Here is a 26,718-nt window from a genome sequence, read left to right as displayed (position 1 = left end):
GCATAGCGTCATTATCTTTGCAACTGGGCGCGCAGTCGAGTTGCAGCAGGGTGGTCGGGAACCATGCGAATGGTAGCTTCAAGGGCTTCGAGTGCGCCTTCCCGCTCTCCAACTAAGCTGAATTTGTCGGCCGCCTTGAAGTACCAGTCCGCAGCCACGTACCTGGATTTAGGAACGCCCCACCCGTTCTCGTACATAAGGCCCACGTTGAGGGAAGCACGGAGAATTCCACCTTCGTTCGCGATCTTGAAGCTTTCCAACGTGTCGCTCCAACATTGTGCGGAAGGCGCCCCTGAGATCTTGCTAGCATCCAGGGCTCCACAAATGCGTGCGTTGTAGATTCCCCAGTAATAGGACGCCGCAGGATCTCGCAATTTCCGTTTTGTTTCCAACGCCATAGCGTAAGCAGTAGCTTTAAGCGTATCGTCATCTGTGAGGTCAGGCCAGGCATGGTCTTGTCTCTTGAGCGCAATGATAGTGCGCAAGCGCTCCAATTCGTTGAATATGCTCTGCGGATCCAGTTTCTTGGACTCTTGCTGATATTGTTCGATCCTGCCTGATGCATCCCCTACTGCTTGGCTTGAAGATGAGTTTTGCGCGCTGAGAGGACTGATCGTCGCAAGAAAAAGCGAAATACTGAATACTAATCGAGTGTTCATTTTTTTCCTTGAGGATTTTGGCAGGAGCAAGCGCTTTAGATACTAGAGCGTTGCGTCAACGTCTCTGTACCCGACGCCCAACGTGGCCGATAACCGGCGGCTGGAGCGCGCAGCGCGGAAGACGTCCGGTTGATTGAGAGGTTAGGCAAATAGTTCATTGATCCATCACTTTACTTTCCCAGCGACTTGTCGCTGGATCGTAAATAATTCGGCCATCACGTCGCAAAGCTTGCAATCGCTCATTCACGGTCGCGTCGGCACTTTCACTCGGAGAGACGCCGGCTCGCCGAATATTAAGGCGTAGTGCTTCCTCACGAATAGAAACCACCGCCAAAAGTTCGTTTCGGCGCAACGGGCGCTCGGTAAGCGTCTCGAGAATCGAAGAGTCAAGGGCGGCGAAATTTTTCTTCATTGGGTGTCATCGGCGACCAACGCACAATTACGGTCAAAGTCCTAACGTTTGACGTGAGCGGCCGCCTGCGGGCGAAGCCCGTTGGCAGTCCGCTCGACGGAATAGTTAAGCTTTAACAGCATAGTTGTATCCCAACTCTCGCCAACGTACGTACGGTGGCATTGGCTGGCCATTCGAAAATGCCTCAAAGATTTCCACGACCTGCCTTAGCAAGAACCATTCATCTTGTGCCAGATTAAAATTGCCGGCGCTGGACTGAAGGAGTGTTCCGTCAGGGTGAATTGCAACCGGATGATCCTGATAGGCGCGGCTATGTGACCCCGAGTGCTCCTTGCGTTCCAACAGGAATAATCCTGGGCCGCCCGCCACTTGCATAAAGGAGCCATCTTCGGCAGCTAAATTTGCAAATGATTGCTTTGTCCGCGACAGGTCAAGAGCAAGCTTTCTTGCGCCAGGAGCGAAGACGGGTTTGCAGTTTTCTCGGGTGAAGATCATTGAGGCTTAACGTCTCAATTCAGCGGCGCCGAAGGCGTCCGCTGGAATGCATGGTTGGGCAAAGAAGTTCACGTCGGAGGACCTCATTGCGGCTCGTCCAAAAAAAGGCGTCGAACAGCCGGAGCTGCCAACCTTGCGGTTAGCTCAATCTGTTCCGTCACTCGATCGTAGTACTCAGATCCAACGCCCTTGTACCTTTCACTCAACTTTTTTTGGTCGACGACGCCGACGCTTCTAAATTCGCTAAGAGAGCGATTGAAGCCGTCGCTAAGGATGTTTATCAACAGGCCTTCGATTTCTTCGTTTGTAGGATTTTTCATCGGAGTTCGGCAGCCCAACGTTGCGTTAAGCGGCGCGCTTTAGCGCGTCCGCTTGAATGGAATGTTGGACACCGCGCGTGAACTCGCAGCGAATGCCCACCGATTGCGTGTCCGCGTCAGCGCCCACACGGACAGCAGCATACCGCACCTGAAAGTGCATGCCAAAGATGGTGGCGCCGCCAGCGGCCCATGCGCCGGCATAAGCCGCACTGGCTGATTTGCCAGCGGCCAAAGAGCCAAGCGGAGAGGACGATGCATGCATGAAGTTCAAAGCGGGGCCCAACGTGACAATAACTGGCGCGCTCTAGCGCGTCCAGTTGATTTAAGTGTTAGGCGCAGTACGTTTTTCATACTCAGTTATGTAGTGTTCTACCGGATAAGCGGTGCCAAGGACAACAATTTCTCCGCTATCTCTTTTGACCAGAAGAGGAGCATTTCCAGCCTGCGCAAATTGCAAATCCCCAGTCTCAAGGAACTTGCGAGAATTATAGAAGAACACCCAACCGAAGTTACGTTCGACCGTGCTCTCGGGGATCAAGACCCAGGCATCGTCATCGGGCAACGCCTCGTACGTAAAAAGGCGTTGCTCCACCAAGGCGCGAGCTTCAGCTAAGGAGATCATGGATTGAGCCTAACGTGTTGAATTCAGCGGCGCCGTAGGCGTCCGCTGGAATGAGTTGTTATGCAATTGCGTCATTTCGATTCCAGGAGATCCGCCGCTAATTTATCAAGTTCTTCAGCGCGCTCCCCAGGCGTAGCTTGGCTAGCGAGGCGTTCGAGGTCACTCCGAAGGAGCGCAACCAGTTCAGATGATTTTGCGACCACACCAACAAGAATGCTGTACTTCCAAGTATCGTCGCTCGAAGCGAACACCTGGCGAATACCTGGAACAACAGTGCGTCCACCGCAAGCAAGAAACGGAGCCAATACAGTGGCAACAGGCCAATTCAAGTCCTGAACCCACTGGAGCAAAGCCGGATCAGCTGCGTCGCCGGCGGCGACGGCTGCTGCGGCAGCAGCGGTATCGAATTTGTCAGCGATCATCGGGGCTCGGAAGCATAACGTAAAGTCGACGTCATATTGACGTTTTAATAAATTTCATTATGACGCCTAATGTCTCATTGATCAATGTCTATATCCGCGTGCCAAAAGTCGGTGAACATAATTCTTCCTAACACCGGAGAACTACGTCATGCCGACAAATGAGCCAAAGCTACTGGATCAGGCGCGAGCATTGATCCGAACCATGCATTACAGCATTCGAACCGAGGAAGCTTATGTTGATTGGATGCGGCGCTTCATCCTCTTTCATAATAAGCGCCATCCCTCTCAGATGGGTAAAGCTGAGATCGAGGCCTTCTTGACCCATCTCGCGGTCGACCGCAAAGTCGCGGCGTCCACACAATCGCAGGCCAAGGCCGCTTTGCTCTTCCTGTACCAGAAGGTACTGAAACTGGAGGTCGAATGGTTGAAAGATGTCGTCGCAGCGAAGCAGCCTCAGCGCCTGCCAACTGTATTGACGATCGACGAAACTCGAACGCTGCTCTCGCACATGAAAAGTGAAACCTGGCTGGTCGCATCGCTATTATATGGCAGCGGTCTGCGCCTCATGGAAGCCTGCCGCTTGCGCGTGCTCGATATCGATTTCAATATGCGGCAGATCACTATCCGCAACGGAAAAGGCGCGAAAGACCGCGTGACGATGTTGCCAGGCTCTCTCGTTGTTCCACTCAAATCCCATTTGGAGTTGATCATGCTGCAGCATCAGCGCGACTGCGATCAAGGCGGTGGAGAAGTCTATTTGCCGTTTGCCCTGGATCGAAAGTATCCGGCGGCGGCACGAGAGTGGAAATGGCAGTACATCCTTCCAGCCGACGGTCTGTCGGAGGACCCGCGCTCTGGTGTCCTCCGGCGGCACCATATTGACGAACAGCGTGTGCAGCGCGCTGTAAGGCAAGCGGCGCAGGACGCGAACATTCAGAAGAAGGTCTCGCCTCATACGCTACGGCATAGTTTTGCGACGCATTTGCTGCAAAGCGGGTACGACATTCGGACCGTCCAGGAATTACTCGGTCACAAAGATGTTCGTACAACCCAGATCTATACGCATGTTCTCAACCGCGGTGGCAATGCAGTTCTCAGCCCATTGGACCGCTAATCACGAGCCTGCGGTTCAATCCATCGCCTTGCCAGCCTCGCACAGGCGCTTGGAAAAGGTGCTATTGGCGATCGGCTTGCCGTCCTCCGGAATGCTGACGGAGGCCGACGACGTTACTGCGATCGTCTGGTAGCCCAAGCCATATATGGTGGCGTATTCCCCGGAGGGATCGGGGACAAACGCATAGGCTCCATTAAGCCTCGCATTGCTAAGCTGCTGGCGAAATTGTTCTGCCGCAGCCGCGTCGCCGCGCACTGCTCGCAGCAGCAGATCGCCTTGGAGACTCGCTGGCGGTCTTTCAATATAGGCGGTGTCAATCCCATTGATTTCTACGAAACTCTCACGCCAGCACTGGTGCTCGTAACCGCTCGCGCGCAGCGCCTTGAAGGACTTTTTGCCGATGCCGTTCGAGTAATCGAAGAAGGCGACCGTCAGGGTTTTGGAACCCGCGCTCGCGAACATTGGACTACACAACACCAAGGCGAAGAGGCTCTTGCGGACAATCGATTTCACGTGACGTACAGTTGATTTCAGAGAACCGAAGCATACTACTTTTCTTACAACTTCTACCGCTCGGGAAACCAGTACATATACAGTGCGGTCTCATTGGCCACATGCTCTTGCGTGCGGTAGACGAACCGATCGAAGCCACCTACCTTGAAGCCGTTGCGCAAATAGAGTTTGCAGGCCGCGACGTTGTTGGTCTGCGTTTCCAGTCGCAGTCCCTTAAGCTGCGCATTCTGCGCCCACGATTTGGCGAAGTCGATCAGCGCAGTTGCAATGCCGCGTTGACGAAAATTGCGGGCGACGAGAATGTGTTCGATAGAAGCAAGCTCGTTCCAGGTTGATGTGAGCTCGATCTTGCCTGCCAGCGCTCCATCCACAAATGCTCCGTAAGCTTCAATGTCGTCGTCGCATTCGCCATCCGTGTCGTAGCGTTTGGAGAACCGTTCAACGGTACGAGTGCTAAGCCGGAATTCGTCCTCGACAAAGCTGATGTCGAATACTTCGCTGGACGTGAACGTGTTCTCTTCGCGATCGAGAGCCGCTACCAGTGGACCGTGGATTCTCTCGATCTTCATGGGACCTCATTGTCGTAGGCTTCGTGTACGAGCAACAGGCTGGCCCAATCTTGCCAGATTGCTCGCATGGAAGTGTTGTCTGAACGGCTACCACAACCGTCAGACAGGTTCAAACGATGCGGGTAGTTAGCAGTTGCCCTTCTTGGCTTGACCAGGCGGGCAGAACTTCCCTTTGCCGGACTCCTGACGCGCAGAAGGATCAACCACGACGGAGCCGGACGGTGTGTAAACTGCGCAACCGACCATGGTCGACGCAAGGATAGCCAATACGATAAGTGTTCTCATAATTACAGCTTGTTGTTGGTGGGGTACCGTTCAGTTTATGCGGAAGTAACCTGCCGTGGCAAGTCATCGCCATCAGGAGCATCCAGCGTTATTAACTGCACGACAAGCTTTGCTGCTTAGCGTTGTTCGAAGGCGAGGAGACCTCAATTGTCAGCCTTTGGACAAGGCTTTCAGGGCTTGCTTGATGCCGTCGGAGACCGACGACCCGGCAGGCACGGTCTTCAATGCCTGCAACGCTTCCTTGTCCGAGTAGCCCAGCGCCAGCAGCGCGTTCAGGATGTCGGCTTGCGAATCGTGGACCGGGTGTGCGCCGGCGGCGCCAATATCGGCGCCAAGCTTGCCCTTCAGTTCCAGCAGCAGGCGTTCGGCGGTCTTCTTGCCGATGCCCGGGATCTTCACCAGGCGGCCGGCTTCCTGCAGCGTGACGGCTTGCGCCAAGTCCGCGATCGAGAGCCCGGACAGGATTGATAGCGCGGTGCGGGCGCCAATGCCGCTGATCTTGATCAATTGCCGGAACACGGCGCGTTCTTCCGCATTGCCAAAGCCGAACAGCAGGTGCGCGTCTTCGCGGATCGTCAGGTGAGTGAACAGGCTGACCTTCTCGCCCACGCCGGGCAGGTTGTAAAAGGTGGACATCGGTACGTCGACTTCATAGCCGACGCCTTGTACGTCTACCAGCAGTTGCGGGGGGTTCTTTTCGAGCAGGATGCCGGTGAGACGTCCGATCATATTTTTCCTTTGGGTGCAGTTAGCCCACCAGGCGGCCGCGCTTCATACGCAGGCCGGACAGGGCGGGATGGGCGTTGGTGACGACAGACAGCGTGGCCTGGCTGTTGGCGTGGCAGATGGCGATGCCGAGGGCGTCGGCGGCGTCGGTGCCGGGCAGGCCGGGCAGCGCCAGCAGGCGTGCGACCATGTCTTGCACTTGCGCCTTGGTGGCGCGGCCGGTACCGACGACCGCTTGCTTCAGTTGCGTTGGGGAGTATTCGGCAACTTTGAGCTCGTGCGTTACCAGGGCGCAGATCGCGGCGCCGCGGGCTTGACCGAGCAGCAAGGTCGATTGCGGGTTGACGTTGACGAAAACTTTTTCGATTGCGGCGCAATCGGGCTTGTAGGTGGCGGCGACTTCGGCCACGCCGTCGAGGATGACTTTCAGGCGTTGCGGCAGGTCGCCCTCGCCGCTCTTGATGGTGCCGGAGGCGATGTAGCGCAGCTTGTTGCCCACTTTTTGGATGACGCCAAAGCCAGTGGTACGTAAGCCGGGGTCGATGCCGAGAATTATCATTCCCGGATTTTACGGTAGAAACCGGTAAACCGGTGTCAGACCCTCAGGGTCTGACACCAATACGCGACGGTAGCCGGCCATCCGGCTGGTTTACCGGTTTAGTGACGGAAGTGGCGAGTGCCGGTGTACAGCATTACCACGCCGCGCTCGTCGGCAGCATCGATCACTTCCTGGTCACGCATCGAGCCGCCCGGCTGGATCACGCAGGTCGCACCTGCATCAACCACCACGTCCAGGCCGTCGCGGAACGGGAAGAATGCATCCGAAGCCACCACGGAGCCAGCCAGCGACAGGCCGGCATTCTGCGCCTTGATCGAAGCAATGCGCGCGGAGTCGATACGGGACATCTGGCCCGCACCCACACCCAGGGTCATATTGCCGCCGCAGAAGACGATGGCGTTCGACTTCACGTACTTGGCGACGCGCCAAGCGAACATCAGGTCAGCCAGCTGCTGCTGGGTAGGCTGCAGCTTGGTCACAACGCGCAGTTCCGACTGCAGCACATTCTTCGAGTCAGCCGACTGCACCAGCAGGCCGCCGCCCACGCGCTTGAAGTCCATCGCGTTCACGCCTTCGCCCAGTGGAATCTCCAGCAGGCGCACGTTCTGCTTGGCGGACATGATCTGACGTGCCTCGGCGGTGAAGGAAGGTGCAATCAGCACTTCCACGAACAGCTTGGCCAGTTCGGTTGCGGCCGCGCCATCCACTTCCACGTTGAAGGCAATGATGCCGCCGAAAGCGGAGGTCGGGTCGGTCTTCAGCGCGCGCTGGTAGGCTTCCAGGGCGGTCGCGCCCAAGGCTACGCCGCATGGGTTGGCGTGCTTGATGATCACGCAAGCGGTGGAGCCCATGGACTTCACGCATTCCCACGCTGCGTCAGCGTCGGCGATGTTGTTGAATGACAGTTCCTTGCCCTGCAGCTGGCGGTAGTTGGCCAGCGCGCCGGCTACCGGAGCCAGGTCGCGGTAGAAAGCCGCCGACTGGTGCGGGTTTTCACCGTAGCGCATGTCCTGCACCTTCTCGAAGGCCACGTTCAGGGTTGCCGGGTAAGCGGAACGGGTCTCGTGCTTGCGGTCCGGGCCCAGGCTGGAGAAGTAGTTGGTAATGGCGCCGTCGTACTGCGCGGTGTGCGCGTAGACCTTCTTGGCCAGGTTGAAGCGGGTGTCGTACGACACGTAGCCAGGGGCGTTGTCGGTGCCCTTCATCTCCGCCAGCACCACGCCGTAGTCGGTCGGGTCGCAGATCACCACCACGTCCTTGTGGTTCTTGGCTGCGGAACGCAGCATGGCCGGGCCGCCGATGTCGATGTTCTCGATCGCGTCTTCCAGCGAGCACTCGGCCTTGGCCACGGTCGCCTGGAACGGGTACAGGTTCACCACCACCATGTCGATGGTCGGAATGCTGTGCTCTTCCAGCTTGGCGACATGCTCAGGGAAGTCGCGGCGGGCCAGAATGCCGCCGTGGACTTTCGGGTGCAGCGTCTTCACGCGGCCATCGAGCATTTCCGGGAAACCGGTGTAGTCGGCCACTTCGGTGACCGGCACGCCGTTATCGGCCAGCAGTTTCGCGGTACCGCCGGTGGACAGGATGTTGACGCCCATGGCCGACAGGGCCTTGGCGAAATCCAGCACGCCGGTCTTGTCGGATACGGAGATGAGAGCTTGTTTGATCATAGCTGTGGGGGAAGGTTACGGAAATCTGTACAAAACCACCTGGCCCCACGGCCCGTCGCGGCCAATAGGGACCGGGACGCGGAATCAGCCTTACAGCAGGCCGTGTTCCTGTAATTTCTTGCGCAAAGTATTGCGGTTAATACCCAGCATCTGGGCTGCGTGCGACTGGTTGCCGTCGGCGCGGCCCATCACCACTTCGAGGATCGGACGTTCAACAGTCATCACTACCATGTCATATACGTTCGATGCCTGCTGCTCGCCCAGGTCATTGAAGTAGTCTTCCAGGCTCTTCTGGACCACTTCCTGAATGCTTTCTTTGCTCATTTTCTTATCGATCTTGCTAAATATTTGCCAATGCAGGCGCGGTTCACGCAGCCAGCGGTTCTTCGGCGAGGCGGTATTGTAACCGCTCGCCGTACTTCCATTGGGATTCGAAGAAACTGTCGACTGCGCGCAGTTGTTCTGCGGTCGACTCGAGGCGGTTCATCTCCTGACGGAACTCCTCCCCGCCCGGGAGGTCGCGCACATACCAGCCAATATGCTTGCGCGCAGTGCGCACGCCCAGGAATTCGCCGTAAAAGGCGTAGTGGGCCTGCAGGTGTTCGTCCATCAGCTTGCGCACCTCGGCCACCAGCGGCGCCGGCAGGTGTTCGCCGGTGCGCAGGAAATGGTCGATTTCGCGGAAGATCCATGGTCGCCCCTGGGCGGCACGGCCGATCATCACGGCGTCGGCGCCGGTCTTGTCGAGCACATAACGCGCTTTTTCAGGGGTGGTGATGTCGCCGTTGGCAACCACCGGGATTTTTACTGCTGCCTTGACGGCGGCAATGGTGTCGTATTCGGCGTCGCCAGTGTAGCCGTCGGCACGGGTGCGGCCGTGCAGCGTCAGCATCTGGATACCGGCTTGCTCGGCGATGCGGGCAATGCGCAGGGCGTTCTTGTTCTCTCGGTTCCAGCCGGTGCGGAATTTCAGCGTCACCGGCACGTTCACTGCCGGCACGACCGCTTCCAGGATGCGCTGGACCAGGTCTTCATGCTGCAACAGGGCGGAGCCGCACCAGTTGTTGCACACTTTTTTCACCGGGCAGCCCATATTGATATCGATGATCTGGGCGCCGCGGTCCACGTTGAACTTGGCGCATTCGGCCAGTTCTTCCGGCACCGCGCCGGCGATCTGCACTGCCTTCGGCTCCATCTCGCCGGTGTGGTCGGTGCGGCGCGACGACTTTTCGCTGGCCCACAGGCGCGGGTTGGAAGCGGCCATCTCGGACACGGCGTAACCCGCGCCCAGTTCCTTGCACAATTGGCGGAACGGGCGGTCCGTCACACCTGCCATAGGCGCGACAAAGACGTTATTGCGGAGCTCGTGAGGTCCGATATTCACTTAGTAAATCCGTAAGACAGTGCGGGAAAGGGGGCTATTTTAACCGATCCACTGCCCAAAAACTAATCACTTTTTTAAACAATGTCGTCCAGGCTTGCGGACAGGTGGGCCACCTCGCCCCATTGCTCGAGCGACAACGCCCCTTTATCAAAGATAAAGCGATTGATGCTCGCGTTCTTGACCTGGAAATCGCGCGGGCCGTCGATCGACAGGCCGCGGGCGGCGCGATAGGCGCATTCCAGCACGCCGCCGTGGGCGACGATCAGGATGGATTGCTGCGGGTAGCGCTCGGCCCAGCGCGCGATACCTTCCTGGCAGCGCTGGAAGAACTGCCGGAAGCTTTCGGCCACCCGGTCGCCGGCCGGCATCACGGCATCCACGTCCCGCGCTTGCCATTCCGCAAATTCGACCGGGTAGCGTTCGGCGATCTCTGTATATAAGAGGCCTTCGAAGGCGCCGTAGCCGCGTTCGCGCAAGTTTGGGTCGGTGTGCAGCGGCAGACCGGGGTGGTGGGCAGCCACCGCCTGCGCGGTTTGCAGGGCGCGTCCCAGGTCGCTGGCGACGATGGCGTCCAATGGCTCGGACGCCAGCGCGCGCGCCAGGGCTTCAGCCTGGCGCTCGCCGGTGGGACTCAAGGGAATGTCGGTGTGGCCTTGCAGGCGCCGCACGGCGTTCCACGCGGTTTCGCCATGGCGTATCAGGAGGATTCTTGTCATTCGAATAGCGAATAGCTGCCGATTACCTGTGCCTCGTCGAGGATATGGCCGTGGATCGCTCCCAGCACGTCCTGGCAGGTGAAGCGGCCTTCCAGCTCCAGGCGTGGGGTGTCCAGCGCGTACAGGCGGAAAATGTAGTGGTGGGTGCGCTCGTCGTTCCAGGGCGGGCATGGGCCGTCGTAGCCGTAGTAATCCCCCGCCATGTCTTTGTCGCTGGCGAACCAGCCGGTGTAGTCGTTGATGCCGTGGCGTAGCGGCGGCGGCAGGCTGGCCGGTTTGCCTTTGGGCGTGACTTCGTTCGAGAATTCACCGGCGGCGATGCTGGTACGGGTGGCGGGGATGTCGACCAGCGACCAGTGGTAGAAGTCGGCGCGCGGCATTGATGCCGGCAGCGTATGGCCTTCCTGGTTGACGTGGGTACCGTCGGTTGGGGCGTCGCCGTCGATGCAGAGCAGGACCAGGGATTCGGTGCCGGGAGGGACTTCGGACCAGGCCAGGTGCGGGTTCTTGTTGGCGGACAGGCGCACTTTCGTCGCCTTGTCGCGCACCGCGAAGGCAAACTCGCCGGGGATGGCGGCGCCATCCTTGAAGGAATCGCTCCAGATTTTCATCTTCATCTCCCAGCTGCTTTTTAAACCGGCAAACCGGTGTCAGACCCGCAGGGTCTGACACCCGGTACGCGGCTGCCGCATGACTGGTGTCTGACCCTGCGGGTCAGACACCGCCCTCCCGGTTTTATGTTTTAGGATTCACCTGCAACCAAAACGTCACCGGCCCATCATTGGTCAGCGACACCTTCATATCCGCCCCGAAAACGCCAGTACCTACGACAGCATGCCTGACCCGCGCCTGCGAAACAAAATACTCAAACAACCGCTTCCCATCAGCCGGCGCCGCCGCCGGGCTGAATGAAGGCCGCGTGCCCGAATTGGTATCCGCCGCCAGCGTAAACTGCGGCACCAGCAGCAATCCACCCGCCACATCGGTCACCGATTTGTTCATTTTGCCGGCGTCATCGGAAAACACGCGATACGACAGCAGCTTGGCCAGCAACTGGTCCGCCTCCTTCTCCGTATCGCCCTTCTCCGCGCACACCAGCACCATCAGGCCGCCGTCGATAGCGCCGGTCGTCTCGCCATCAACAACAACCTTGGCCGAAGTAACCCGCTGCAGCAGCCCGATCATGCCGACAAGGTCACTTTGGCGAACTTGCGCTTGCCAACCTGCAGCACGAACACGCCCGGCTCGATCTTCAGCGCCTTATCGCTGATCACGGTACCGTCGATCCGCACGCCACCCTGGTCGATCATACGCAGCGCCTCGGAAGTCGAAGCGCACAGGTTAGCCTGCTTCAGCAGCTGGCCAATGCCAACTGGAGCGCCGGACAAGGCAACTTCCGGCACGTCGTCCGGAATGCCACCCTTGGAACGGTTGACGAAGTCCGCCAGCGCATCCTCCGCCGCCTGACGGGAGTGGAAGCGCTCCACGATTTCCTGCGCCAGCGCCACCTTGGCATCGCGCGGGTTCGCGCCGCCTTCGATCGCCTTCTTCAGGCCAGCGATGTGCTCTATCGACTGCCAAGACAGCAGGTCGTAGTAACGCCACATCATCACGTCCGAAATCGACATCACCTTGGCAAACATGGTGTTGGCCGGCTCGGTGATACCAATATAGTTGTTCTTGGACTTGGACATCTTCTCGACGCCATCCAGGCCTTCCAGCAGCGGCATGGTCAGGATGCACTGCTGCTCCTGGCCATAATCCTTTTGCAACTCGCGGCCCACCAGCAGGTTGAACTTCTGGTCGGTGCCGCCCAGTTCCAGGTCAGCCTTCAGCGCCACCGAGTCGTAACCCTGCATCAGCGGGTATAGGAACTCGTGCACCGAGATCGGGGTACCGTTCTTGAAGCGCTTGGAAAAGTCGTCGCGTTCCATCATGCGCGCCACGGTGTAGCGCGAGGACAACTGGATCATGCCGCGTGCGCCCAGCGGATCGCACCACTCCGAGTTGTAGCGGATTTCGGTCTTGCCAGCATCCAGCACCAGCGATGCCTGCTTGAAATATGTCTGGGCGTTCAGCTCGATCTGCTCGCGGGTCAGCGGCGGACGGGTCACGTTGCGGCCCGAAGGGTCGCCGATCATGGAAGTAAAATCGCCGATCAGGAAGATCACCTGGTGGCCCAGGTTCTGCAGCTGGCGCATCTTGTTCAGCACCACAGTGTGTCCCAGGTGCAAGTCCGGAGCGGTCGGGTCCAGGCCCAGCTTGATGCGCAGCGGCACGCCGGTCTTTTCCGAGCGCGCCAGTTTTTGAGCGAATTCGCTTTCGATGATGAGCTCGTCCACACCACGCTTGGTGATGGCGAGGGCTTCCTGGACGCTATCGGTCAGCGGCAGGATTTTGTTGTCTGTATCCATTTTTGCGAAATTCTCTCAAATTGTTGGCACGGCCCAGGACTTTGTTATAATGCCCGATCCCATCAATCTTGCCCGATGAAAACGAATTAAATCAACAACTTAGAACAAAATACCAAGAATCCTAAAAGTTCAAGCGGCAAATTTTAACTGATTGCATGAACCCTATAAACAAGTTCGCAAGCTCGCGCTTGCACAATCTGCTAGGTTCGACGCGTAAGTCGCGAATCATCAGCGCATCGGCGATCTTCCTTGCCGTGTGCGCTTTTGGCGCTGCTGGCGTGGCCCCGCTCGCCCCTGATGCGAGCGACCTGCCCGTGAAGACCATTGCCCAGGATATCCAGCTACCTGACCTGTCCTCGCAGATCACCGCCCTGCAGCAGCAAGAAGCTTCCCAGAAATACGTCCACGAAGAAAAGATCCGCGCCGGCGACACGCTCGCCACGCTGCTCAATCGTTTGGGCGTGGAAGACGACGCCGCAGAAAACTTCATCAAGAAAGACAAGACCGCGCGCGCCATCATGCAGCTGCGCAGCGGCAAACGCGTGCAGGCGCAGACCGACGATAACGGCAACCTGCTGTGGCTGAAGGCCACCGTTGTGGACGGCAAGGACAATCCCGTCAAGAATATTATGGTCACCCGTTCGGGCGACGCAGAATTCACGGCCGAAGAGACGGCCGCGAAGCTGGAACGTCGCGTTGAAATGCGCGCGCGTGAAATTACCACCACCCTGTATGCCGCGACCGACTCGAGCTCCGACGGCAGCAGCCTGCCCGACTCCATCGTCGCGCAGATCATTGAAATGTTCTCCACCAACATCGACTTCCGCTCCGACCTGAAGCGCGGCGACCGTTTCAATGTGGTGTACGAAACCTTCTGGCAGGACGGCGAGTTCGTGCGTGCCGGCCGCATCCTCGCTGGCGAATTCACCAACAAGGGCACCACCTACCAGAGCGTGTGGTTTGAAGATCCGCTGACCAAATCGGGCGGCGGCTACTTCAGCTTCGACGGCAAATCGCTGAAGAAAGCCTTCCTGAAATCGCCGCTGGAGTTCTCGCGTATTTCGTCCGGCTTCGGCATGCGCTCGCACCCGATTTCCGGCAACTGGAAGCAGCACAAAGGCACCGACTTCGCCGCAGCGACCGGCACCCCGATCCGCGCAGCGGGCGACGGCGTGATCGACTTCGCCGGCGTGCAGGGCGGCTACGGCAACGTGATCGTGATCAAGCACTGGGCCAACTACTCCACCGCGTATGCGCACATGAGCCGCTTTGGCGCCGGTATGAAGAAGGGCGCCAAGGTCAGCCAGGGTGACATCATCGGCTACGTCGGCTCGACCGGCTGGTCGACCGGCGCCCACTTGCACTACGAATTCCGCGTAGCCGGCGAAGCCAAGGACCCGAATAAGCTGAACATTACAGCGCAAGCCCCGCTGACCGCGGCCGAACTGGCCCGCTTCAAATCGGTGGCCGGCGACATGATCCACCGCTTCGCCCTGCTGCGCCCGAACAACAACACCAACAACCTCGCTGCCAAGTAGAAAGTCGGTGCCGGGTCTGTCAAATGGACAAAAGGCGCACATTTGTGCGCCTTTTGTCCATTTGACAGACCCGGCACCGCACTACAATAAGACCATGAGCCTATATATCGGAATGATGTCGGGTACCAGCCTGGACGGCGTCGATGGCGTCCTCGTGGACTTCTGGGCTGGGGCTGCGCGCACCATGTCCGCAGCCTATGTGGAATTCCCGCAATCGCTGCGTGACGAACTGATGGCGCTGCAGGCAGCATCGCCAAACGAGATCGAACGCGAAGCGCTGGCCGCCAACAAGCTGGCCGAGCTTTACGCGGACTGCGTGGCCGAACTCCTGGCCAAGGCCGAGATGAAATCGGCCGACGTGCGCGCCATTGGCGCCCATGGGCAAACCATCCGCCACCGCCCCGAGCTGGGCTTCACCCGCCAGATCATCAACGCCGCCCTGCTGGCCGAGCTGAGCGACATCGACGTGATTGCCGATTTCCGCTCGCGCGACGTGGCGGCAGGCGGCCAGGGCGCACCGCTGGTGCCGGCCGGCCACAAGGCACTGTTCGGCAAGGAAGGCAAGATGCGCGTGCTGGCCAATATCGGCGGCATCGCCAACATCTCCTTGCTGCATAAGGACGGTACCGTCGGTGGCTACGACACCGGGCCCGGCAATGTGTTGATGAATGCCTGGATCTCGCGCCACAAAGGCGTGGAATTCGACGATAACGGCGCCTGGGCAGCCAGTGGCCAGGAAGTTCCCGGCCTGCTGGCCGCGCTGCTGGCAGAACCCTATTTCACCCTGCCCGCGCCGAAAAGCACAGGCCGCGACCTGTTCCACGCAGACTGGCTTGATGCCCGCCTGGCGCCCTTCGCCAGCGCCAAACCGGAAGACGTGATGTTCACCCTGCTTCGCCTGACAGCGGTCAGTCTGGCGCGCGACATCGCCCCGCACGGCGCGGACGCGCTCTACGTATGCGGCGGAGGCGCCTACAACGCCACACTGATGCGTGAACTGCAGGCAGAACTGGGGGAATCGACCAAAGTACAGTCAACAGATGCGCTGGGCGTGCCGCCCAACCGCGTGGAAGCGATGGTATTCGCCTGGCTCGCCTACCGCTTCGGCGAGCGTCAATCCGGCAACCTGCCCACGGTCACCGGCGCCCGTGGCGAGCGCATCCTCGGCGCATTGTATCCCCGTTAACGGCCGAGCCCGTGTCACACCATGGGGTCACACCCGAAGTGTGACACGGGCTCGACCGTGTCATAGCTGAGGCCGTGTCACAGTTGGGGTGTGACCCCATGGTGTGACACGGGCTGAGCCGTGAGGAAAAGCTTAGACGGAGAAGGAGGAGCCGCAGCCGCAGGTCGACGTTGCGGATGGGTTCTTGATCACGAATTGCGCGCCTTCCAGGTCGTCCTTGTAGTCGATCTCAGCGCCGACCAGGTATTGGTAGCTCATCGAGTCGATCAACAGCTGGACGCCGTTCTTCACCATGGTGGTGTCGTCTTCGTTGACGATTTCGTCAAAGGTGAAGCCGTATTGGAAGCCGGAGCAACCGCCACCCTGCACGAATACGCGCAGCTTCAGGTCCGGATTGCCTTCTTCTTCGATCAGTTGCGCTACTTTCTCGGCCGCGGCGTCGGTGAAAACGATCGGTGCCGGAATCACGTCTTCGGCTACTGCAGTCATGTGTTACTCCTACTTAAAATCAGTTGTCCCATTATAGTCCATGCCGGACTTGGCCGCTTTAGAGGCTGCGCACTGTCATTGTTTCATCGGCAATAATTTTGCCATTTTCCGACAGGCTGGCCCTGACCGCCACAATTTTGGCGCCTTCCGGCAGCTCCAGCGTGCCGTCGACCCGCTGGTAGCGGTCCACTGTCAGGTCGTAGCGCTCGGCGCCTTCCTTGGGGTATTCGAGTACCGCCTTTTTGCCATCTTGAATGACGGCGACTGCCAGCTTGAGCCGGCCATCGAAGGCGGAGGGGCCCTTCTTCTTCGCACCATATTGCAGCAAAACCGTGTAATGCAAGAGCTTTGGCGCCGCCATGCGGGCTTGCATGCCGAGGATGGCCAGGCCGGAACCGGCCTTGGCCGGCGGTAGCACTGCTTCCAGTAGCGCCAGGTCGGCATTCAGTTTTGCCAATTCGGCATTCGAGGCAGCAGAGGCAGTGGGCGCTGCCTTCAACTGCTCGGCCATTGCATCGCGCTCGGCCGACACCCGCGCCAACTCCAGCTCAGCCGCGGCAAGCTGTTTGGCAAGCGCAGGGCCGGATTCGCCCTTCGACAGGCCAACCACGCGCTTGCCCAGGTCGACGCCCCACACCGCCAGCGCGCCGCCGGCGACCAGGACGGCAGCCAGGCCCAGCACGCGCACCAGCATTGGCGCGCGCGCCTGCTCCGTACCGGCTTCCACTTAAGGCATCAGGGCGATGGTTTGCAGGCCCAGTCCTTCGTCCAGGCCGAACATCAGGTTCATGCACTGCACGGCCTGGCCGGACGCGCCTTTGACCAGGTTGTCCTGCACCACCAGCACGATCAGGGTATCGCCGTTGTTCGGGCGGTGCAGCGCCAGGCGCAGCATGTTGGCGCCACGGGTGCTGCGGGTTTCCGGGTGCGAGCCCCAGGGCATCACGTCGACGAAGGGCTGGCCGGCGTAGGCGTCTTCGAACAGCTTTTGCAGCTCTTCGTTCGACACTTCCCTGGTCAGGCGCGCATACAAGGTCGAGTGCATGCCGCGGATCATCGGGGTCAGGTGCGGGGTGAAGATCAGGTTGACCTTCTCGCTGGTGTAGCGCTGCAACTGGGCTGCGGTTTCCGGCGTGTGGCGGTGGCCGCTCACGCCGTAGGCTTTGAAGTTGTCGGACGATTCGGAGAACAGGGTGCCGATTTCCGCCTTGCGGCCCGCGCCCGATACGCCGGATTTGCAGTCGGCGATCAGGTGGCCGGCATCGATCAGGCCGGCCTTCAGCAGCGGCACGAAACCGAGTTGCATGGTGGTCGGGTAGCAGCCCGGATTGGCGATCAGGTTTGCTTTTTTGATGTCTTCGCGGTTCAGCTCTGGCAGGCCGTATACGGCTTGCTCCAGCAGTTCCGGCGCGCTGTGGTCGATCTTGTAGGTCTTCTCGAACACGGCGCGGTCCTTGATGCGGAAGTCCGCCGCCAGGTCGATCACTTTCACGCCCTTGGCCAGCAGTTCAGGCGCCTGCGCCATCGCGACGCCGTGCGGGGTGGCGAAGAACACCACGTCGCACTGGGTCAGGTCGACCTTGTCCGGGGAGGAGAAGGCGATGTTCACGCGGCCACGCAGGGAGGGATACATCTCAGCCACCGGTAAGCCGTCCTCTTTGCGCGACGTGATCGCGGTCAGTTCGGCTTCAGGGTGTGCGGCTAACAGTCGCAGCAGTTCCACACCCGTGTAACCTGTGCCGCCGACGATGCCTACTTTGATCATGATCTCTTCCTTGCGAGGTAATTTTGAATGAGGGGTCATTTTATCAAAACCGGTAAATCGGTGTCTGACCCACAGGGTCAGACACCTGGTTTGCCGGTTCCAGAAAACAAAAAAGCCGCTGGAAACCAGCGGCTTTCTGTACGAGAGCGTAAAGATTAACGCTTCGAGAATTGCTTTGCGCGACGTGCTTTGCGCAGACCAACTTTTTTACGTTCAACTTCACGCGCATCGCGAGTGACGAAGCCGGCACGTGCCAGGTCGCCCTTCAGGCCTGCATCGTAGTCGATCAGTGCGCGGGTGATGCCGTGACGCACTGCACCTGCCTGGCCGGACTCGCCGCCGCCGTGCACGTTGACTTTGATGTCGAAACGTTCAACGTTGCCGGTCAGTTCCAGCGGCTGACGGATCACCATCAGGCCGGTTTCACGGGAGAAGTACTCAGCTGCTGGCTTGCCGTTCACGATGATCTGGCCGGTGCCAGCTTTGATGAACACGCGAGCTACTGCACTCTTGCGACGGCCGGTGCCGTAGTTGTAGTTACCGATCATGTCAGTTCCTTAGAATTCGAGTGCTTTAGGTTGCTGGGCAGCGTGTGGGTGGGAACCCTCAGCGTACACTTTCAGCTTCTTGATCATGGCGTAGCCCAGAGGACCCTTCGGCAGCATGCCTTTCACTGCCTTTTCCAGGGCGCGGCCTGGGAAGCGCTGTTGCATCTTCAGGAAGTTGGTCTCGTAGATGCCGCCTGGGTAACCGGAGTGACGGTAGTAGGTCTTCTCGGTTGCTTTGGTACCGGTCACGCGCAGTTTGCCTGCGTTCACGACAACGATGAAGTCGCCGGTGTCAACGTGAGGGGTGAATTCTGGCTTATGCTTGCCGCGCAGTCGGCGTGCCACTTCGCTGGCAACACGGCCGAGGACTTTGTCCGTCGCGTCAATCACGAACCAATCGCGCTGGACTTCATGGCCCTTAGCGGAAAAAGTTTTCATGTTTGAACTTTCTGTGAAAGATTAAAAACGCTCAATCGGTGGTTCCGCCCGGTTACTTCAGCGGACGCATCCTTCTTATATGCTTTTCCTGAGCGAACGGAAAGCTGGCGATTATAGCCCGGCCCGGCCCGCTGGGTCAACCCCGCCCCGTACCGGGTTGCCGTTGCTAAGCAGATATTGCCGGGATACTATGGAACCCCAGAATCACGAGAGGAGACGGCCATGCGATTGCCCCTGCTGGCCACATTGCTTGCCCTGTGCCTCGGGCCGGCCATGGCACAGGCCCAACCCGGCAAAAGTTGCCATCTGCCCGGTGCCGAAGAAGCCCTGCGTTGCATCCGCCTTGCGGTGCCGCTCGACCATCATGCGCCCGGCGCCACCCTCAACCTGCACGTCGCTGTCGCCCCTGCCCTGCGCGAATCGGCGCGGCGCGATCCGCTGTTCCTGCTGGCCGGTGGCCCGGGCGAGGCGGGTTCCGACCTGGTGCCCCTGCTGAACACCACCTTCCGCAAGGTGCGCGCCACGCGCGACATCGTGCTGATCGACCAGCGCGGCACCGGGTTATCCGGCAAGCTCGATTGCAAACCCGGCAAGAATGCCGAAACGGCTACGGAAGACGAGCTGCTGGCCGAGACCCGCGCCTGCATCAAGGGCTTGAACAAGCGCTTCAACCTGTACACAACCGAGCAGGCGGCGCGCGATATCGAAGCGGTGCGCGGCGCCCTGGGCTACGGCCGCATCAATCTTTGGGGCGGCTCCTACGGCAGCCGCCTGGCCCAGGCCTACGCCCGCCTTTTCCCCGGCAGCGTGCGCACCCTGGTGCTGGATGGCGTGGCGGCGCCCGACCAGGTGGTGCCGGCCGGCGCGCGCGACGCGCAAGCGGCGCTCGACGCCCTGTTCAAGCAATGCGCCGACGATACCGTCTGCGCCACCGCCTTCCCCAGCCTGCGCTCCGAATTCGACTCGCTGGCGGCACGCCTGGCGAGGTCGCCGCAGACCTTGACCTTGCCCGATCCGCGAACGGCGGAAACCACCAAGGTCGAAATGACCAGCATGCGCTTCATCGGCACCGTGCATAACATCCTGTATTCGCAGGCGGACAGCCGGCGCCTGCCCTTCCTGATCCACAGCGCCTACCAGGACCGCTGGCAGCCCTTCATCGCGCGCAGCAACGTGTCGCGCGATTTCTCCTCCGAAGGCGGGCCGGCCATGCCGCTGCACCTGGCCGTGGTTTGCGCCGAAGACTTTCCGCGCCTGACGCCGCAGCTGCTGGAGGAAGACACGAAGGGTTCTTTCCTCGGCGCGCCGCAGATCATGCGCATTGGGAAGATGTGCGAAACCATGGCGGTACCCCCCGTGCCATACAAGGAGCCGGCCATGATCGAAGCGCCGGTGCTGCTGATGTCCGGCGCACTCGACCCGGTCACCCCGCCCCGCCGCGCTGAAGCCGCGCGCAAGTACATGAAGAACGCCCAGCACCTGATCGTCAGGAACGGCGGCCACATCGTGTCGCCGCTTGGATGCATGCCGCGCCTGCTGCGCGGCTTCCTCGACCAGCCTGGAGCGCCGGTGAAGGCGCAATGCCTCAACGAGATCCCCGCTCCCACTTTCCAGCTCAATAGCGCAGGGCCACAACCATGATCGAAGTCCAGAACCTCTGCAAGCGCTTCGGCAAGGTGCAAGCACTGGCCGGCGCCAGCTTCACCGCGCGCGACGGCATCATCACCGCACTACTCGGCCCGAACGGCGCCGGCAAGACCACCTTGTTGCGCACATTGGTCGGGCTGCTGCAGCGCGACCACGGCACCATCTCCATCGACGGCGTCGATCCCGCCGTCGACCCGATGGCGGTGCGGCGCAATGTCGGCGTGCTGACCGACCAGTTTGGCCTGTACGAACGCCTGACCACGCGCGAATACCTGCGCTATTTCGGCGAGTTGAACGACATGCAAGACACTGCGATCGAGCAGCGCACGAAGGAAGTGACTGAACTGCTGTCGCTGGAAGACATCATCGACCGCCGCGCCAAAGGTTTTTCGCAAGGCCAGCGCATCAAGGTCGCCCTGGCGCGCACCCTGCTGCACCGTCCGCGCCACCTGCTGCTTGACGAACCAAGCCGCGGCCTGGACGTGATGAGCACACGGGCCCTGCGCCGTGCCCTGGCTGCACTGAAGGCGGACGGCTGCTGCGTCATCATGGCAACCCACGTGATGCAGGAAGTGATCCACTCCTGCGACGACGTGATCGTGATCGCCAACGGCACCACCGTCACCCAGGGCACGCCGCAACAGCTTTGCGAACAGGCGGGCCTGCCAAGCCTGGAGGACGCTTTCGTGCGCCTGGTCGGCACCGAGGAGGGCATCGAGCTATGAAGCTGAAATTCCCCATCGTGCTGCGCAAGGAACTGGTGGAAACCTTGCGCGACCGCCGCGCCCTCAGCCTGCTGCTGCTGTTCGTGCTGATGTACCCCATCCTGGTCGGCTTCATGCTGCACCGGCAGATCGACCGCGCCACCAAGCCGGAGCGCGAAGGCGTGGAGATCGCGGTGATAGGCAGCGACCAGGCGCCAACGCTGATGAACCAGCTGCGCCAGCGCAATGTGAACATCACGGAACTGGAACCGATGGGGGAGGAAGAAATCAACGCCCTGCTGCGGCGCCAGACCGTCACTGCCGTGCTGCGCCTGGCGCCGGAGTTCGCGGAGAACTATCACGCCATGCGTCCGGCGCGCGTCGAACTGTGGTTCGATTCCGCCTCCGACAGTTCACGCAAGATCGATGAGGTGGAGTATGTGCTGCGCGATTACAGCCGCAACATCGCCAGTGCGCGCCTGCTGGCCCACGGCGTCTCGCCCGTCAACCTGAACCCGGTGCTGGTGCAGCGCTACGACGCCGGCACCAGCGCCTCGCGTTCGGCCAATACCATCAGCACCATGCTCGGTATCTTCTTCATTCCGGCCTTCATGTTCTGCATGAGCACTGCGGTCGACAGCACGGCCGGCGAGCGCGAACGGCGGTCGCTGGAGGTGCTGATGGCACAGCCGGTGCGCCCGGCCGACCTGATCGTCGGCAAATGGCTGGCCGCTTCGCTGCTGTCGATTGTGGGCATCACGCTGGAACTGGCAATCGCGCACGGCATCCTGAAATGGCTGCCGCTGGAGGAAATCGGCCTGTCCTGGCGCCTGGGCTGGCGCGACCTGGCGATGGTCTGCCTGGCGTCCGCCACCTTGTCGCTGTTCGCGGCGGCGCTGGAGATCGCGCTGGCCATCAACGCCCGCTCCTTCAAGGAGGCGCAGACCCTGGTCAGCTTCACCATGATCGTGCCGCTGGTGCCGGTAATCCTGGTGCCGATGATGAACCTGACCAACAGCTGGTGGATGTACATGGTGCCCGTGCTGTCCAACCAGACCTTGCTGCGCGAGCTGGCCAAGGGCGGCAGCATCGGCATGCTGCCTTTCCTGCAAACCTTCTTCAGCAGCCTGCTGCTGGCCATGCTATGCGTCTGGTATACCGAGCGGCGCATGAAGAGCGAGAAATACATGATGACCGTATAATGCCCGGACGCATTTAACGGAGAGTTCAGATGGAAGTTAAAGTTAGCTGGAATGGCCCGTCGGGCATGAGTTTCCGCGCCCAGACGGGTTCTGGCCACATGGTCGCCATGGACGGCGCACCGGAAGGCGGCGGCCATAACCTGGCGCCGCGGCCGATGGAAATGGTGTTGCTGGGCACCGGCGGCTGCACCGCGTACGACGTCGTCCTGATCCTGAAGAAGGGCCGTGCCGACGTGCGCGGCTGCGAAGTCGTACTGCAAGCCGAACGCGCGCATACCGAACCGAAAGTCTTCACCAGCATTAACTTCCACTTTGTCGTCACCGGCAAAGACCTCAAGCCGGAAGTGGTTGACCGCGCCATCACCCTGTCCCACGACAAGTACTGCTCCGCCAGCATCATGCTGGCCAAGACGGCGCAGATCACCCACAGCTTCGAAATTATCGAAGCCTGAGCAAGGTCTCGGCAAAGCCCTGCCCGAACATGCGGGCAGTCTTGGTATCCCCGGCGGGGAATTCATGCGCCGCCGTGCCGTGCCCGGCCTGCGCCATCAGGCCCGACCATGACCCCAGGCGGTTGGCCGCTTCCTCATAAGGCACACCGGCATGCTGCTCCGGCAGGATAGGATTGCCGGCCCAGATCATCCCGTGCTGCATGCAGAACGTGAACATCGACACCAGCGTGGACTGCTTGTCGCCCGACGGCAGCGACGACACGGTAAAGCCGCCCGCCAGCTTGCCCTTGAGTTGCTGCGTGCGCCACATCTTGCCGGTGGCATCCATGAAGGTCTTGAACACGCCCGACACGCCGCCAAGGTAGGTTGGGGAACCGAGCAGAACGCCATCGTACTGCAGGAGCGCGTCCGGCGCCCCTGCCAGCGCCGAAGCTTTGAGCACATGTACTTCCGTTCCCGCCACGCTGGCGGCACCGTGGGCGATGTGCGAGGCGATATGCTCCGTGTGGCCGTTGACGCTGTGGTAAATGACGGCGAGTTTCTTCATTGCGCAATTCCTTTGATGAGTAAGGCGGAAAAGTAGAGGCCGAGGCCGAAGACGGTATGGTTGGCCAGGCTGCGCAGGCAATTCTTCAGCGGCGCCGGCGTTTTGCTCGATGCCACGCCAAGGCCCATCGATGGCTGCATGACGAACAGCGGTGCGCCGACGGTTGCAATGCCGACCGCCAGCGCCGGACCGATGCTCGGCGCATGCAGCCAGCCCTGGCCCGCCACGGCTACCAGCGCCGCGGCAAACGCCACGCCGGTCGCGTAATGCACCAGCCATCCCAGCGCGTGTTCGCCGCTGACGGCCGGCGAGGCCGCAATTGATTCATGGGCAAAGCGGCCTTGTGCCAGATGCCCGGCCCAGCGGCCGATAAAGGCCATGTTCATGGTCTTCACACCCATGTGCTTGAGCAGCAGCAGCCATAAGTCGAACACGATGGTGGCGCCGATGCCGATAACGATGATTTCCATTGCAATCTCCCTGGTTGGTGTGCACACTGTAGAAGTTGAAGTCAACTTCAAGTCAAGGGATTTTTGATGGATATCGCCGAAGTCGCGCAGCGTTCGGGCATGGCCGCCTCCACGCTGCGCTATTACGAGAAAAAAGGCCTGATCAGGCCCACAGGCCGCAATGGCTTGCGCCGCACCTATGCGCCAGGCGTGCTCGATACGCTGGCCATCATTTCGCTCGGCCAGTCAGCCGGCTTGTCGCTGGATGAAATCGGTTCCATGTTCACGCCTGACGGCGGCACCTCGATCGACCGCGGTTTCCTGCTGGCCAAAGCGGAAGAAATCGATGCCCTGGCCAAGCGCCTGAAGGCCATGAGCGAGGGCCTGCGGCACGCAGCCGCCTGCCCCGCGCCCAGCCATGCGGAATGCCCGAAATTCCAGCGCCTGTTGAAAGCAGCCGCTTCCGGCGCCATCGAGCGCAGCTTGCGGATGTGAGAAAGCGCGCATTTTGAAAGGGGTCGCGGCTGCTATCCTCTTGGGTTTATCACAAAAATTAACTCAACGGGGAAATTAAAATGAAGATTCGTCACTGGGTGGTTGCGCTTGCACTGGTGCCGTTAATGGCTATCGCGGAACCGATGACTCCCGAGCAGCGCAAGGCGGAATTCGACAAGCTTGACTGGCATGCCGGCCCGCGCGCCGAAGCCATTGCCTCCAAGGCAACTCTAAAGACGCCCAACGACAAGGTGTTGTTCCTGGATGAGAAGAACTCGCGCCGCTTCCTGGAATTGACCGGCAACCTGCCGGAAAACGGCAACTTCATCGTGCTGGATTCCGAAAGCGACTGGTGGGCTGCGTTCTCCTTTGACCAGAGCGGTTATGTCAAGGAAGGCGAGAAGATCGACGCCGACGCGCTGCTGAAAACCCTGAAAGAGAACGATGGGCCGGCCAACGAAGAGCGCAAGCGCCTCGGCATGGGCACGCTGACTACCGAAGGCTGGTATGTTCCGCCGCACTACGACGAAAAGACCAAGCGCCTGGAATGGGGCCTGAAACTGCGCTCTGAAGACGGCGTTTCGCTGAACTACACGATCCGGCTGCTGGGCCGCAGCGGTGTGATGAGCGCGACCCTGGTGTCGTCGCCGGAAACGCTGGACGCTGACGTGGCAAGCTTCCGCAAGGTCCTGACCGGCTTCGATTACAACGATGGCGAACGCTACTCCGAGTTCAAGGCCGGCGACCACGTGGCCGAATTCGGCCTGGCCGCACTGGTCACCGGCGGCGCAGCTGCCATCGCCACCAAAAAAGGTTTCTGGGCTGCCGCGGCACTCTTCCTGGCCAAGATGTGGAAGCTAGTTGCGATCGGCGGCATTGCGGTGATCGCGGGCCTGAGGTCGCTGTTCAAGAAGAAAGATAGCAGCAATTGATCGCACTCCACGCCGAAATCCTGCTGGTAGCGGCCATGCTTGGCCTCTATCTGTACGACTCGGCGCGCCTGCTGCATTCGAACGAAGGCGTGCTGGCGGCCACCCTGGGTGGCCGCTGGTCGCTGCATTTCGGCGCCGGCAACTACACCTTGCGCGGCAAGGAACCGTTCCTGCCCCATCCCCTGCTGCCGCACCGCCCGGTATTTCCCCTGCGCTGGAAGCTCCAGGTCGGTGCTGGCGTGCCTGCCTCGCAACGCTGGGCGCCGCCCTCCTTCGCTCCTTACAAAGTGCTGGCGCCGTTTGTATGGCTGATGGCGCTGTCCCTGTTCGGCCTGATTCCTGCTGGCCTGTTTTCCCGCTACGGCAACGTGGCCATCGCCGCCGGCATCCTGCTGTTCTACGCCACCGCGCTGTTTGCGCTGGCCTATATCTGGTTCCAACGCAGCACCTTGCTGCTGACAGGCCGCCAAGTCGGCACACTCGCCTTTGAATCCCTGACCTGCCCACCTTTCGCCCTGAACCTGGTGCGCCACATCAGCTGGCGCGTAGCGCCATCCGAAGAGCTGGTGTCCGCCGGCCGCCGCCTGCTGCGCAAGGACGACTGGACCGCGGCCCTGCCTGTCGTGATCAAGCGCGTCGACAACGCCATCGCATGGGAAAACGAGGGCACGCCGCGTGCCCAGGCGCTGGCCGACTACCAGGCCTCACTCAAGGACGAACTCGCGTCAAATGTAGTAGGTGGTTGAGGTCATGACCTTGGACATGGCCTTCATTGCCAACTGAATCGGCAACGGGGTCTTCTCGGCGCCCATCTCTTCGGCTGCCTTGCCGTGCGCGATTTCATCGACACGCATTTGTTCGACGATGGCGCGGGACTTGGCGTCCTGCGGCGGCAAGCGGTCCAGGTGGCTGGCCAGGTGGGCTTCAACCTGGCGTTCGGTCTCCACCACGAAACCCAGGCTTTGCTTATCGCCCGCCAATGCGGCGGCGGTGCCCAGCGCATAAGCACCGGCATAGAACAAGGGATTCAGGAAGCTCGGTTGCGAGCCCAGTTCCGACAAGCGCTGCGCGCACCAGGCCAGGTGATCCTCTTCCTCACGGCTGGCCTTATCGAAAGCCGCACGCGCCTCGTCGCTCTTGGCGAAGCGCGACTGGGAGTTATACAGCGCCTGCGCCATTACCTCTCCCACATGGTTCACCCGCATCAGGCCGGCGCTGCGGCGGTGCTCCTGCTCCGTCATTTCCGCATCGGCCGCATGCACCGCCGGGTTCGGGCGCGACGCCGAATGCACGCCAGCCAGCACGCGCAAGGCCTTGTCGGCACCAGTGATGAAACGGTCGAGGGGGTTATGGTAGCGGTTCATGATGGTTCGTCCAGCTTGTTCGGAAAACCACATTATATGCCCGGTACTGCGGATAACTCACCACCGCGCATAGCCGGGA

At 60.5% G+C, this 26,718-nt stretch carries 34 protein-coding genes; 10 read left to right on the top strand and 24 right to left on the bottom strand.

Annotated elements, in window-relative coordinates:
- Positions 1-11: 11 nt before the first annotated feature.
- The 5 genes from ACWBU6_RS06455 to ACWBU6_RS06435 form a co-directional block, all read right to left on the bottom strand.
- Positions 12-659, bottom strand: a complete 648-nt coding sequence (locus tag ACWBU6_RS06455; RefSeq protein WP_452648000.1) for a hypothetical protein — start codon at positions 657-659, stop codon at positions 12-14.
- 154 nt (positions 660-813) lie between these two features.
- Entirely contained in the window at positions 814-1,071 is a 258-nt protein-coding gene (locus ACWBU6_RS06450; RefSeq protein ID WP_452647999.1) for a hypothetical protein, read from the bottom strand.
- Between the two features lie 105 nt (positions 1,072-1,176).
- Positions 1,177-1,566: a hypothetical protein gene (locus tag ACWBU6_RS06445; protein ID WP_452647998.1), complete on the bottom strand. Its 390-nt coding sequence runs from the start codon at positions 1,564-1,566 to the stop codon at positions 1,177-1,179.
- Positions 1,567-2,208: 642 nt separating this feature from the next.
- The gene (locus ACWBU6_RS06440) at positions 2,209-2,508 is read right to left on the bottom strand and encodes a YrhB domain-containing protein (protein ID WP_452647997.1); all 300 of its coding nucleotides are present in this window, start codon (positions 2,506-2,508) and stop codon (positions 2,209-2,211) included.
- Positions 2,509-2,579: 71 nt separating this feature from the next.
- The gene (locus tag ACWBU6_RS06435) at positions 2,580-2,930 is read right to left on the bottom strand and encodes a DUF5071 domain-containing protein (RefSeq protein WP_452647996.1); all 351 of its coding nucleotides are present in this window, start codon (positions 2,928-2,930) and stop codon (positions 2,580-2,582) included.
- Between the two features lie 148 nt (positions 2,931-3,078).
- Between ACWBU6_RS06435 and ACWBU6_RS06430 the strand changes: the two genes are divergently transcribed.
- Positions 3,079-4,044, top strand: a complete 966-nt coding sequence (locus ACWBU6_RS06430) for an integron integrase (protein WP_452647995.1) — start codon at positions 3,079-3,081, stop codon at positions 4,042-4,044.
- A 15-nt stretch (positions 4,045-4,059) separates the two neighbouring features.
- Here the strand turns inward: ACWBU6_RS06430 and ACWBU6_RS06425 are convergent, their stop codons facing one another.
- The 11 genes from ACWBU6_RS06425 to tyrS all read right to left on the bottom strand — a co-directional run bounded on the left by ACWBU6_RS06425 (position 4,060) and on the right by tyrS (position 12,883).
- Positions 4,060-4,557, bottom strand: coding sequence for a hypothetical protein (locus tag ACWBU6_RS06425; protein ID WP_452647994.1), 498 nt, complete (start codon positions 4,555-4,557; stop codon positions 4,060-4,062).
- A gap of 53 nt (positions 4,558-4,610) precedes the next feature.
- Positions 4,611-5,126, bottom strand: a complete 516-nt coding sequence (locus ACWBU6_RS06420) for a GNAT family N-acetyltransferase (RefSeq protein WP_452647993.1) — start codon at positions 5,124-5,126, stop codon at positions 4,611-4,613.
- Between the two features lie 435 nt (positions 5,127-5,561).
- Positions 5,562-6,140 (bottom strand): Holliday junction branch migration protein RuvA, encoded by a 579-nt coding sequence (gene ruvA, locus ACWBU6_RS06415; protein WP_426168854.1) that lies wholly within the window; start codon positions 6,138-6,140, stop codon positions 5,562-5,564.
- A gap of 19 nt (positions 6,141-6,159) precedes the next feature.
- Positions 6,160-6,696: a crossover junction endodeoxyribonuclease RuvC gene (gene ruvC, locus ACWBU6_RS06410; RefSeq protein WP_452647992.1), complete on the bottom strand. Its 537-nt coding sequence runs from the start codon at positions 6,694-6,696 to the stop codon at positions 6,160-6,162.
- Positions 6,697-6,794: 98 nt separating this feature from the next.
- Positions 6,795-8,369, bottom strand: coding sequence for a bifunctional phosphoribosylaminoimidazolecarboxamide formyltransferase/IMP cyclohydrolase (gene purH, locus ACWBU6_RS06405; protein ID WP_452647991.1), 1,575 nt, complete (start codon positions 8,367-8,369; stop codon positions 6,795-6,797).
- Positions 8,370-8,459: 90 nt separating this feature from the next.
- The gene (locus ACWBU6_RS06400; RefSeq protein ID WP_028102293.1) at positions 8,460-8,693 is read right to left on the bottom strand and encodes a helix-turn-helix domain-containing protein; all 234 of its coding nucleotides are present in this window, start codon (positions 8,691-8,693) and stop codon (positions 8,460-8,462) included.
- A gap of 43 nt (positions 8,694-8,736) precedes the next feature.
- Positions 8,737-9,753 (bottom strand): tRNA dihydrouridine synthase DusB, encoded by a 1,017-nt coding sequence (gene dusB / locus ACWBU6_RS06395; RefSeq protein ID WP_452647990.1) that lies wholly within the window; start codon positions 9,751-9,753, stop codon positions 8,737-8,739.
- A 74-nt stretch (positions 9,754-9,827) separates the two neighbouring features.
- On the bottom strand, positions 9,828-10,469 hold the full coding sequence (locus ACWBU6_RS06390) for a histidine phosphatase family protein (RefSeq protein ID WP_452647989.1): 642 nt from the start codon (positions 10,467-10,469) through the stop codon (positions 9,828-9,830).
- On the bottom strand, positions 10,466-11,080 hold the full coding sequence (locus ACWBU6_RS06385; RefSeq protein ID WP_452649534.1) for a YbhB/YbcL family Raf kinase inhibitor-like protein: 615 nt from the start codon (positions 11,078-11,080) through the stop codon (positions 10,466-10,468). The genes ACWBU6_RS06390 and ACWBU6_RS06385 overlap by 4 nt, the downstream gene beginning before the upstream one ends.
- Before the next feature lie 124 nt (positions 11,081-11,204).
- On the bottom strand, positions 11,205-11,654 hold the full coding sequence (gene dtd / locus ACWBU6_RS06380) for a D-aminoacyl-tRNA deacylase (protein WP_452647988.1): 450 nt from the start codon (positions 11,652-11,654) through the stop codon (positions 11,205-11,207).
- Positions 11,651-12,883 (bottom strand): tyrosine--tRNA ligase, encoded by a 1,233-nt coding sequence (gene tyrS, locus ACWBU6_RS06375; RefSeq protein WP_452647987.1) that lies wholly within the window; start codon positions 12,881-12,883, stop codon positions 11,651-11,653. The genes dtd and tyrS overlap by 4 nt, the downstream gene beginning before the upstream one ends.
- Positions 12,884-13,038: 155 nt before the next feature.
- On the opposite strand from tyrS, the gene ACWBU6_RS06370 reads away from it, so the two are divergent.
- Complete coding sequence (locus tag ACWBU6_RS06370) at positions 13,039-14,421, top strand: M23 family metallopeptidase (protein WP_452647986.1); 1,383 nt, start codon at positions 13,039-13,041, stop codon at positions 14,419-14,421.
- A gap of 94 nt (positions 14,422-14,515) precedes the next feature.
- On the top strand, positions 14,516-15,607 hold the full coding sequence (locus ACWBU6_RS06365; RefSeq protein WP_452647985.1) for an anhydro-N-acetylmuramic acid kinase: 1,092 nt from the start codon (positions 14,516-14,518) through the stop codon (positions 15,605-15,607).
- Between the two features lie 132 nt (positions 15,608-15,739).
- On the opposite strand, the gene erpA is transcribed toward ACWBU6_RS06365, so the two are convergent.
- The 5 genes from erpA to rplM form a co-directional block, all read right to left on the bottom strand.
- On the bottom strand, positions 15,740-16,096 hold the full coding sequence (gene erpA / locus ACWBU6_RS06360; RefSeq protein WP_028102302.1) for an iron-sulfur cluster insertion protein ErpA: 357 nt from the start codon (positions 16,094-16,096) through the stop codon (positions 15,740-15,742).
- Between the two features lie 58 nt (positions 16,097-16,154).
- Entirely contained in the window at positions 16,155-16,823 is a 669-nt protein-coding gene (locus tag ACWBU6_RS06355) for a DUF6776 family protein (protein WP_452647984.1), read from the bottom strand.
- On the bottom strand, positions 16,824-17,861 hold the full coding sequence (gene argC, locus ACWBU6_RS06350) for an N-acetyl-gamma-glutamyl-phosphate reductase (protein ID WP_452647983.1): 1,038 nt from the start codon (positions 17,859-17,861) through the stop codon (positions 16,824-16,826).
- 155 nt (positions 17,862-18,016) lie between these two features.
- On the bottom strand, positions 18,017-18,409 hold the full coding sequence (gene rpsI / locus ACWBU6_RS06345) for a 30S ribosomal protein S9 (RefSeq protein WP_028102305.1): 393 nt from the start codon (positions 18,407-18,409) through the stop codon (positions 18,017-18,019).
- Between the two features lie 9 nt (positions 18,410-18,418).
- Complete coding sequence (gene rplM, locus ACWBU6_RS06340) at positions 18,419-18,847, bottom strand: 50S ribosomal protein L13 (RefSeq protein WP_028102306.1); 429 nt, start codon at positions 18,845-18,847, stop codon at positions 18,419-18,421.
- Positions 18,848-19,069: 222 nt separating this feature from the next.
- Here rplM and ACWBU6_RS06335 point away from each other — a divergent pair, with 222 nt between their 5' ends.
- The 4 genes from ACWBU6_RS06335 to ACWBU6_RS06320 are packed head-to-tail and all read left to right on the top strand — an operon-like array spanning position 19,070 to position 22,852.
- The gene (locus ACWBU6_RS06335) at positions 19,070-20,488 is read left to right on the top strand and encodes an alpha/beta fold hydrolase (RefSeq protein ID WP_452647982.1); all 1,419 of its coding nucleotides are present in this window, start codon (positions 19,070-19,072) and stop codon (positions 20,486-20,488) included.
- Positions 20,485-21,219, top strand: a complete 735-nt coding sequence (locus tag ACWBU6_RS06330; protein WP_452647981.1) for an ABC transporter ATP-binding protein — start codon at positions 20,485-20,487, stop codon at positions 21,217-21,219. Before ACWBU6_RS06335 ends, ACWBU6_RS06330 begins: the two co-directional genes overlap by 4 nt.
- Positions 21,216-22,400 carry an ABC transporter permease gene (locus ACWBU6_RS06325; protein WP_452647980.1) on the top strand — a complete coding sequence of 395 codons (1,185 nt, stop codon included), beginning with the start codon at positions 21,216-21,218 and terminating at the stop codon, positions 22,398-22,400. Before ACWBU6_RS06330 ends, ACWBU6_RS06325 begins: the two co-directional genes overlap by 4 nt.
- Before the next feature lie 29 nt (positions 22,401-22,429).
- Positions 22,430-22,852, top strand: coding sequence for an OsmC family protein (locus tag ACWBU6_RS06320; protein ID WP_452647979.1), 423 nt, complete (start codon positions 22,430-22,432; stop codon positions 22,850-22,852).
- Here the strand turns inward: ACWBU6_RS06320 and ACWBU6_RS06315 are convergent.
- Positions 22,839-23,399 (bottom strand): flavodoxin family protein, encoded by a 561-nt coding sequence (locus tag ACWBU6_RS06315; protein ID WP_452647978.1) that lies wholly within the window; start codon positions 23,397-23,399, stop codon positions 22,839-22,841. The two genes, ACWBU6_RS06320 and ACWBU6_RS06315, sit on opposite strands and share 14 nt — an antisense overlap.
- Positions 23,396-23,869, bottom strand: a complete 474-nt coding sequence (locus ACWBU6_RS06310) for a DUF2938 domain-containing protein (protein WP_452647977.1) — start codon at positions 23,867-23,869, stop codon at positions 23,396-23,398. Before ACWBU6_RS06310 ends, ACWBU6_RS06315 begins: the two co-directional genes overlap by 4 nt.
- Before the next feature lie 66 nt (positions 23,870-23,935).
- Here ACWBU6_RS06310 and ACWBU6_RS06305 point away from each other — a divergent pair, with 66 nt between their 5' ends.
- The 3 genes from ACWBU6_RS06305 (at position 23,936) to ACWBU6_RS06295 (ending at position 26,021) form a co-directional block, all read left to right on the top strand.
- On the top strand, positions 23,936-24,343 hold the full coding sequence (locus tag ACWBU6_RS06305; protein ID WP_452647976.1) for a helix-turn-helix domain-containing protein: 408 nt from the start codon (positions 23,936-23,938) through the stop codon (positions 24,341-24,343).
- Positions 24,344-24,423: 80 nt separating this feature from the next.
- The gene (locus tag ACWBU6_RS06300) at positions 24,424-25,275 is read left to right on the top strand and encodes a DUF2167 domain-containing protein (RefSeq protein ID WP_452647975.1); all 852 of its coding nucleotides are present in this window, start codon (positions 24,424-24,426) and stop codon (positions 25,273-25,275) included.
- The gene (locus tag ACWBU6_RS06295; protein ID WP_452647974.1) at positions 25,272-26,021 is read left to right on the top strand and encodes a hypothetical protein; all 750 of its coding nucleotides are present in this window, start codon (positions 25,272-25,274) and stop codon (positions 26,019-26,021) included. Before ACWBU6_RS06300 ends, ACWBU6_RS06295 begins: the two co-directional genes overlap by 4 nt.
- Here the strand turns inward: ACWBU6_RS06295 and coq7 are convergent.
- A complete protein-coding gene (gene coq7, locus ACWBU6_RS06290) occupies positions 26,001-26,639 on the bottom strand; it encodes a 2-polyprenyl-3-methyl-6-methoxy-1,4-benzoquinone monooxygenase (protein ID WP_452647973.1) in 639 nt (212 codons plus the stop codon). The two genes, ACWBU6_RS06295 and coq7, sit on opposite strands and share 21 nt — an antisense overlap.
- Positions 26,640-26,718 lie beyond the last annotated feature (79 nt).

Source organism: Pseudoduganella sp. HUAS MS19 (genome assembly GCF_053615455.1).
This window is presented reverse-complemented; position numbering and strand designations above follow the sequence as displayed.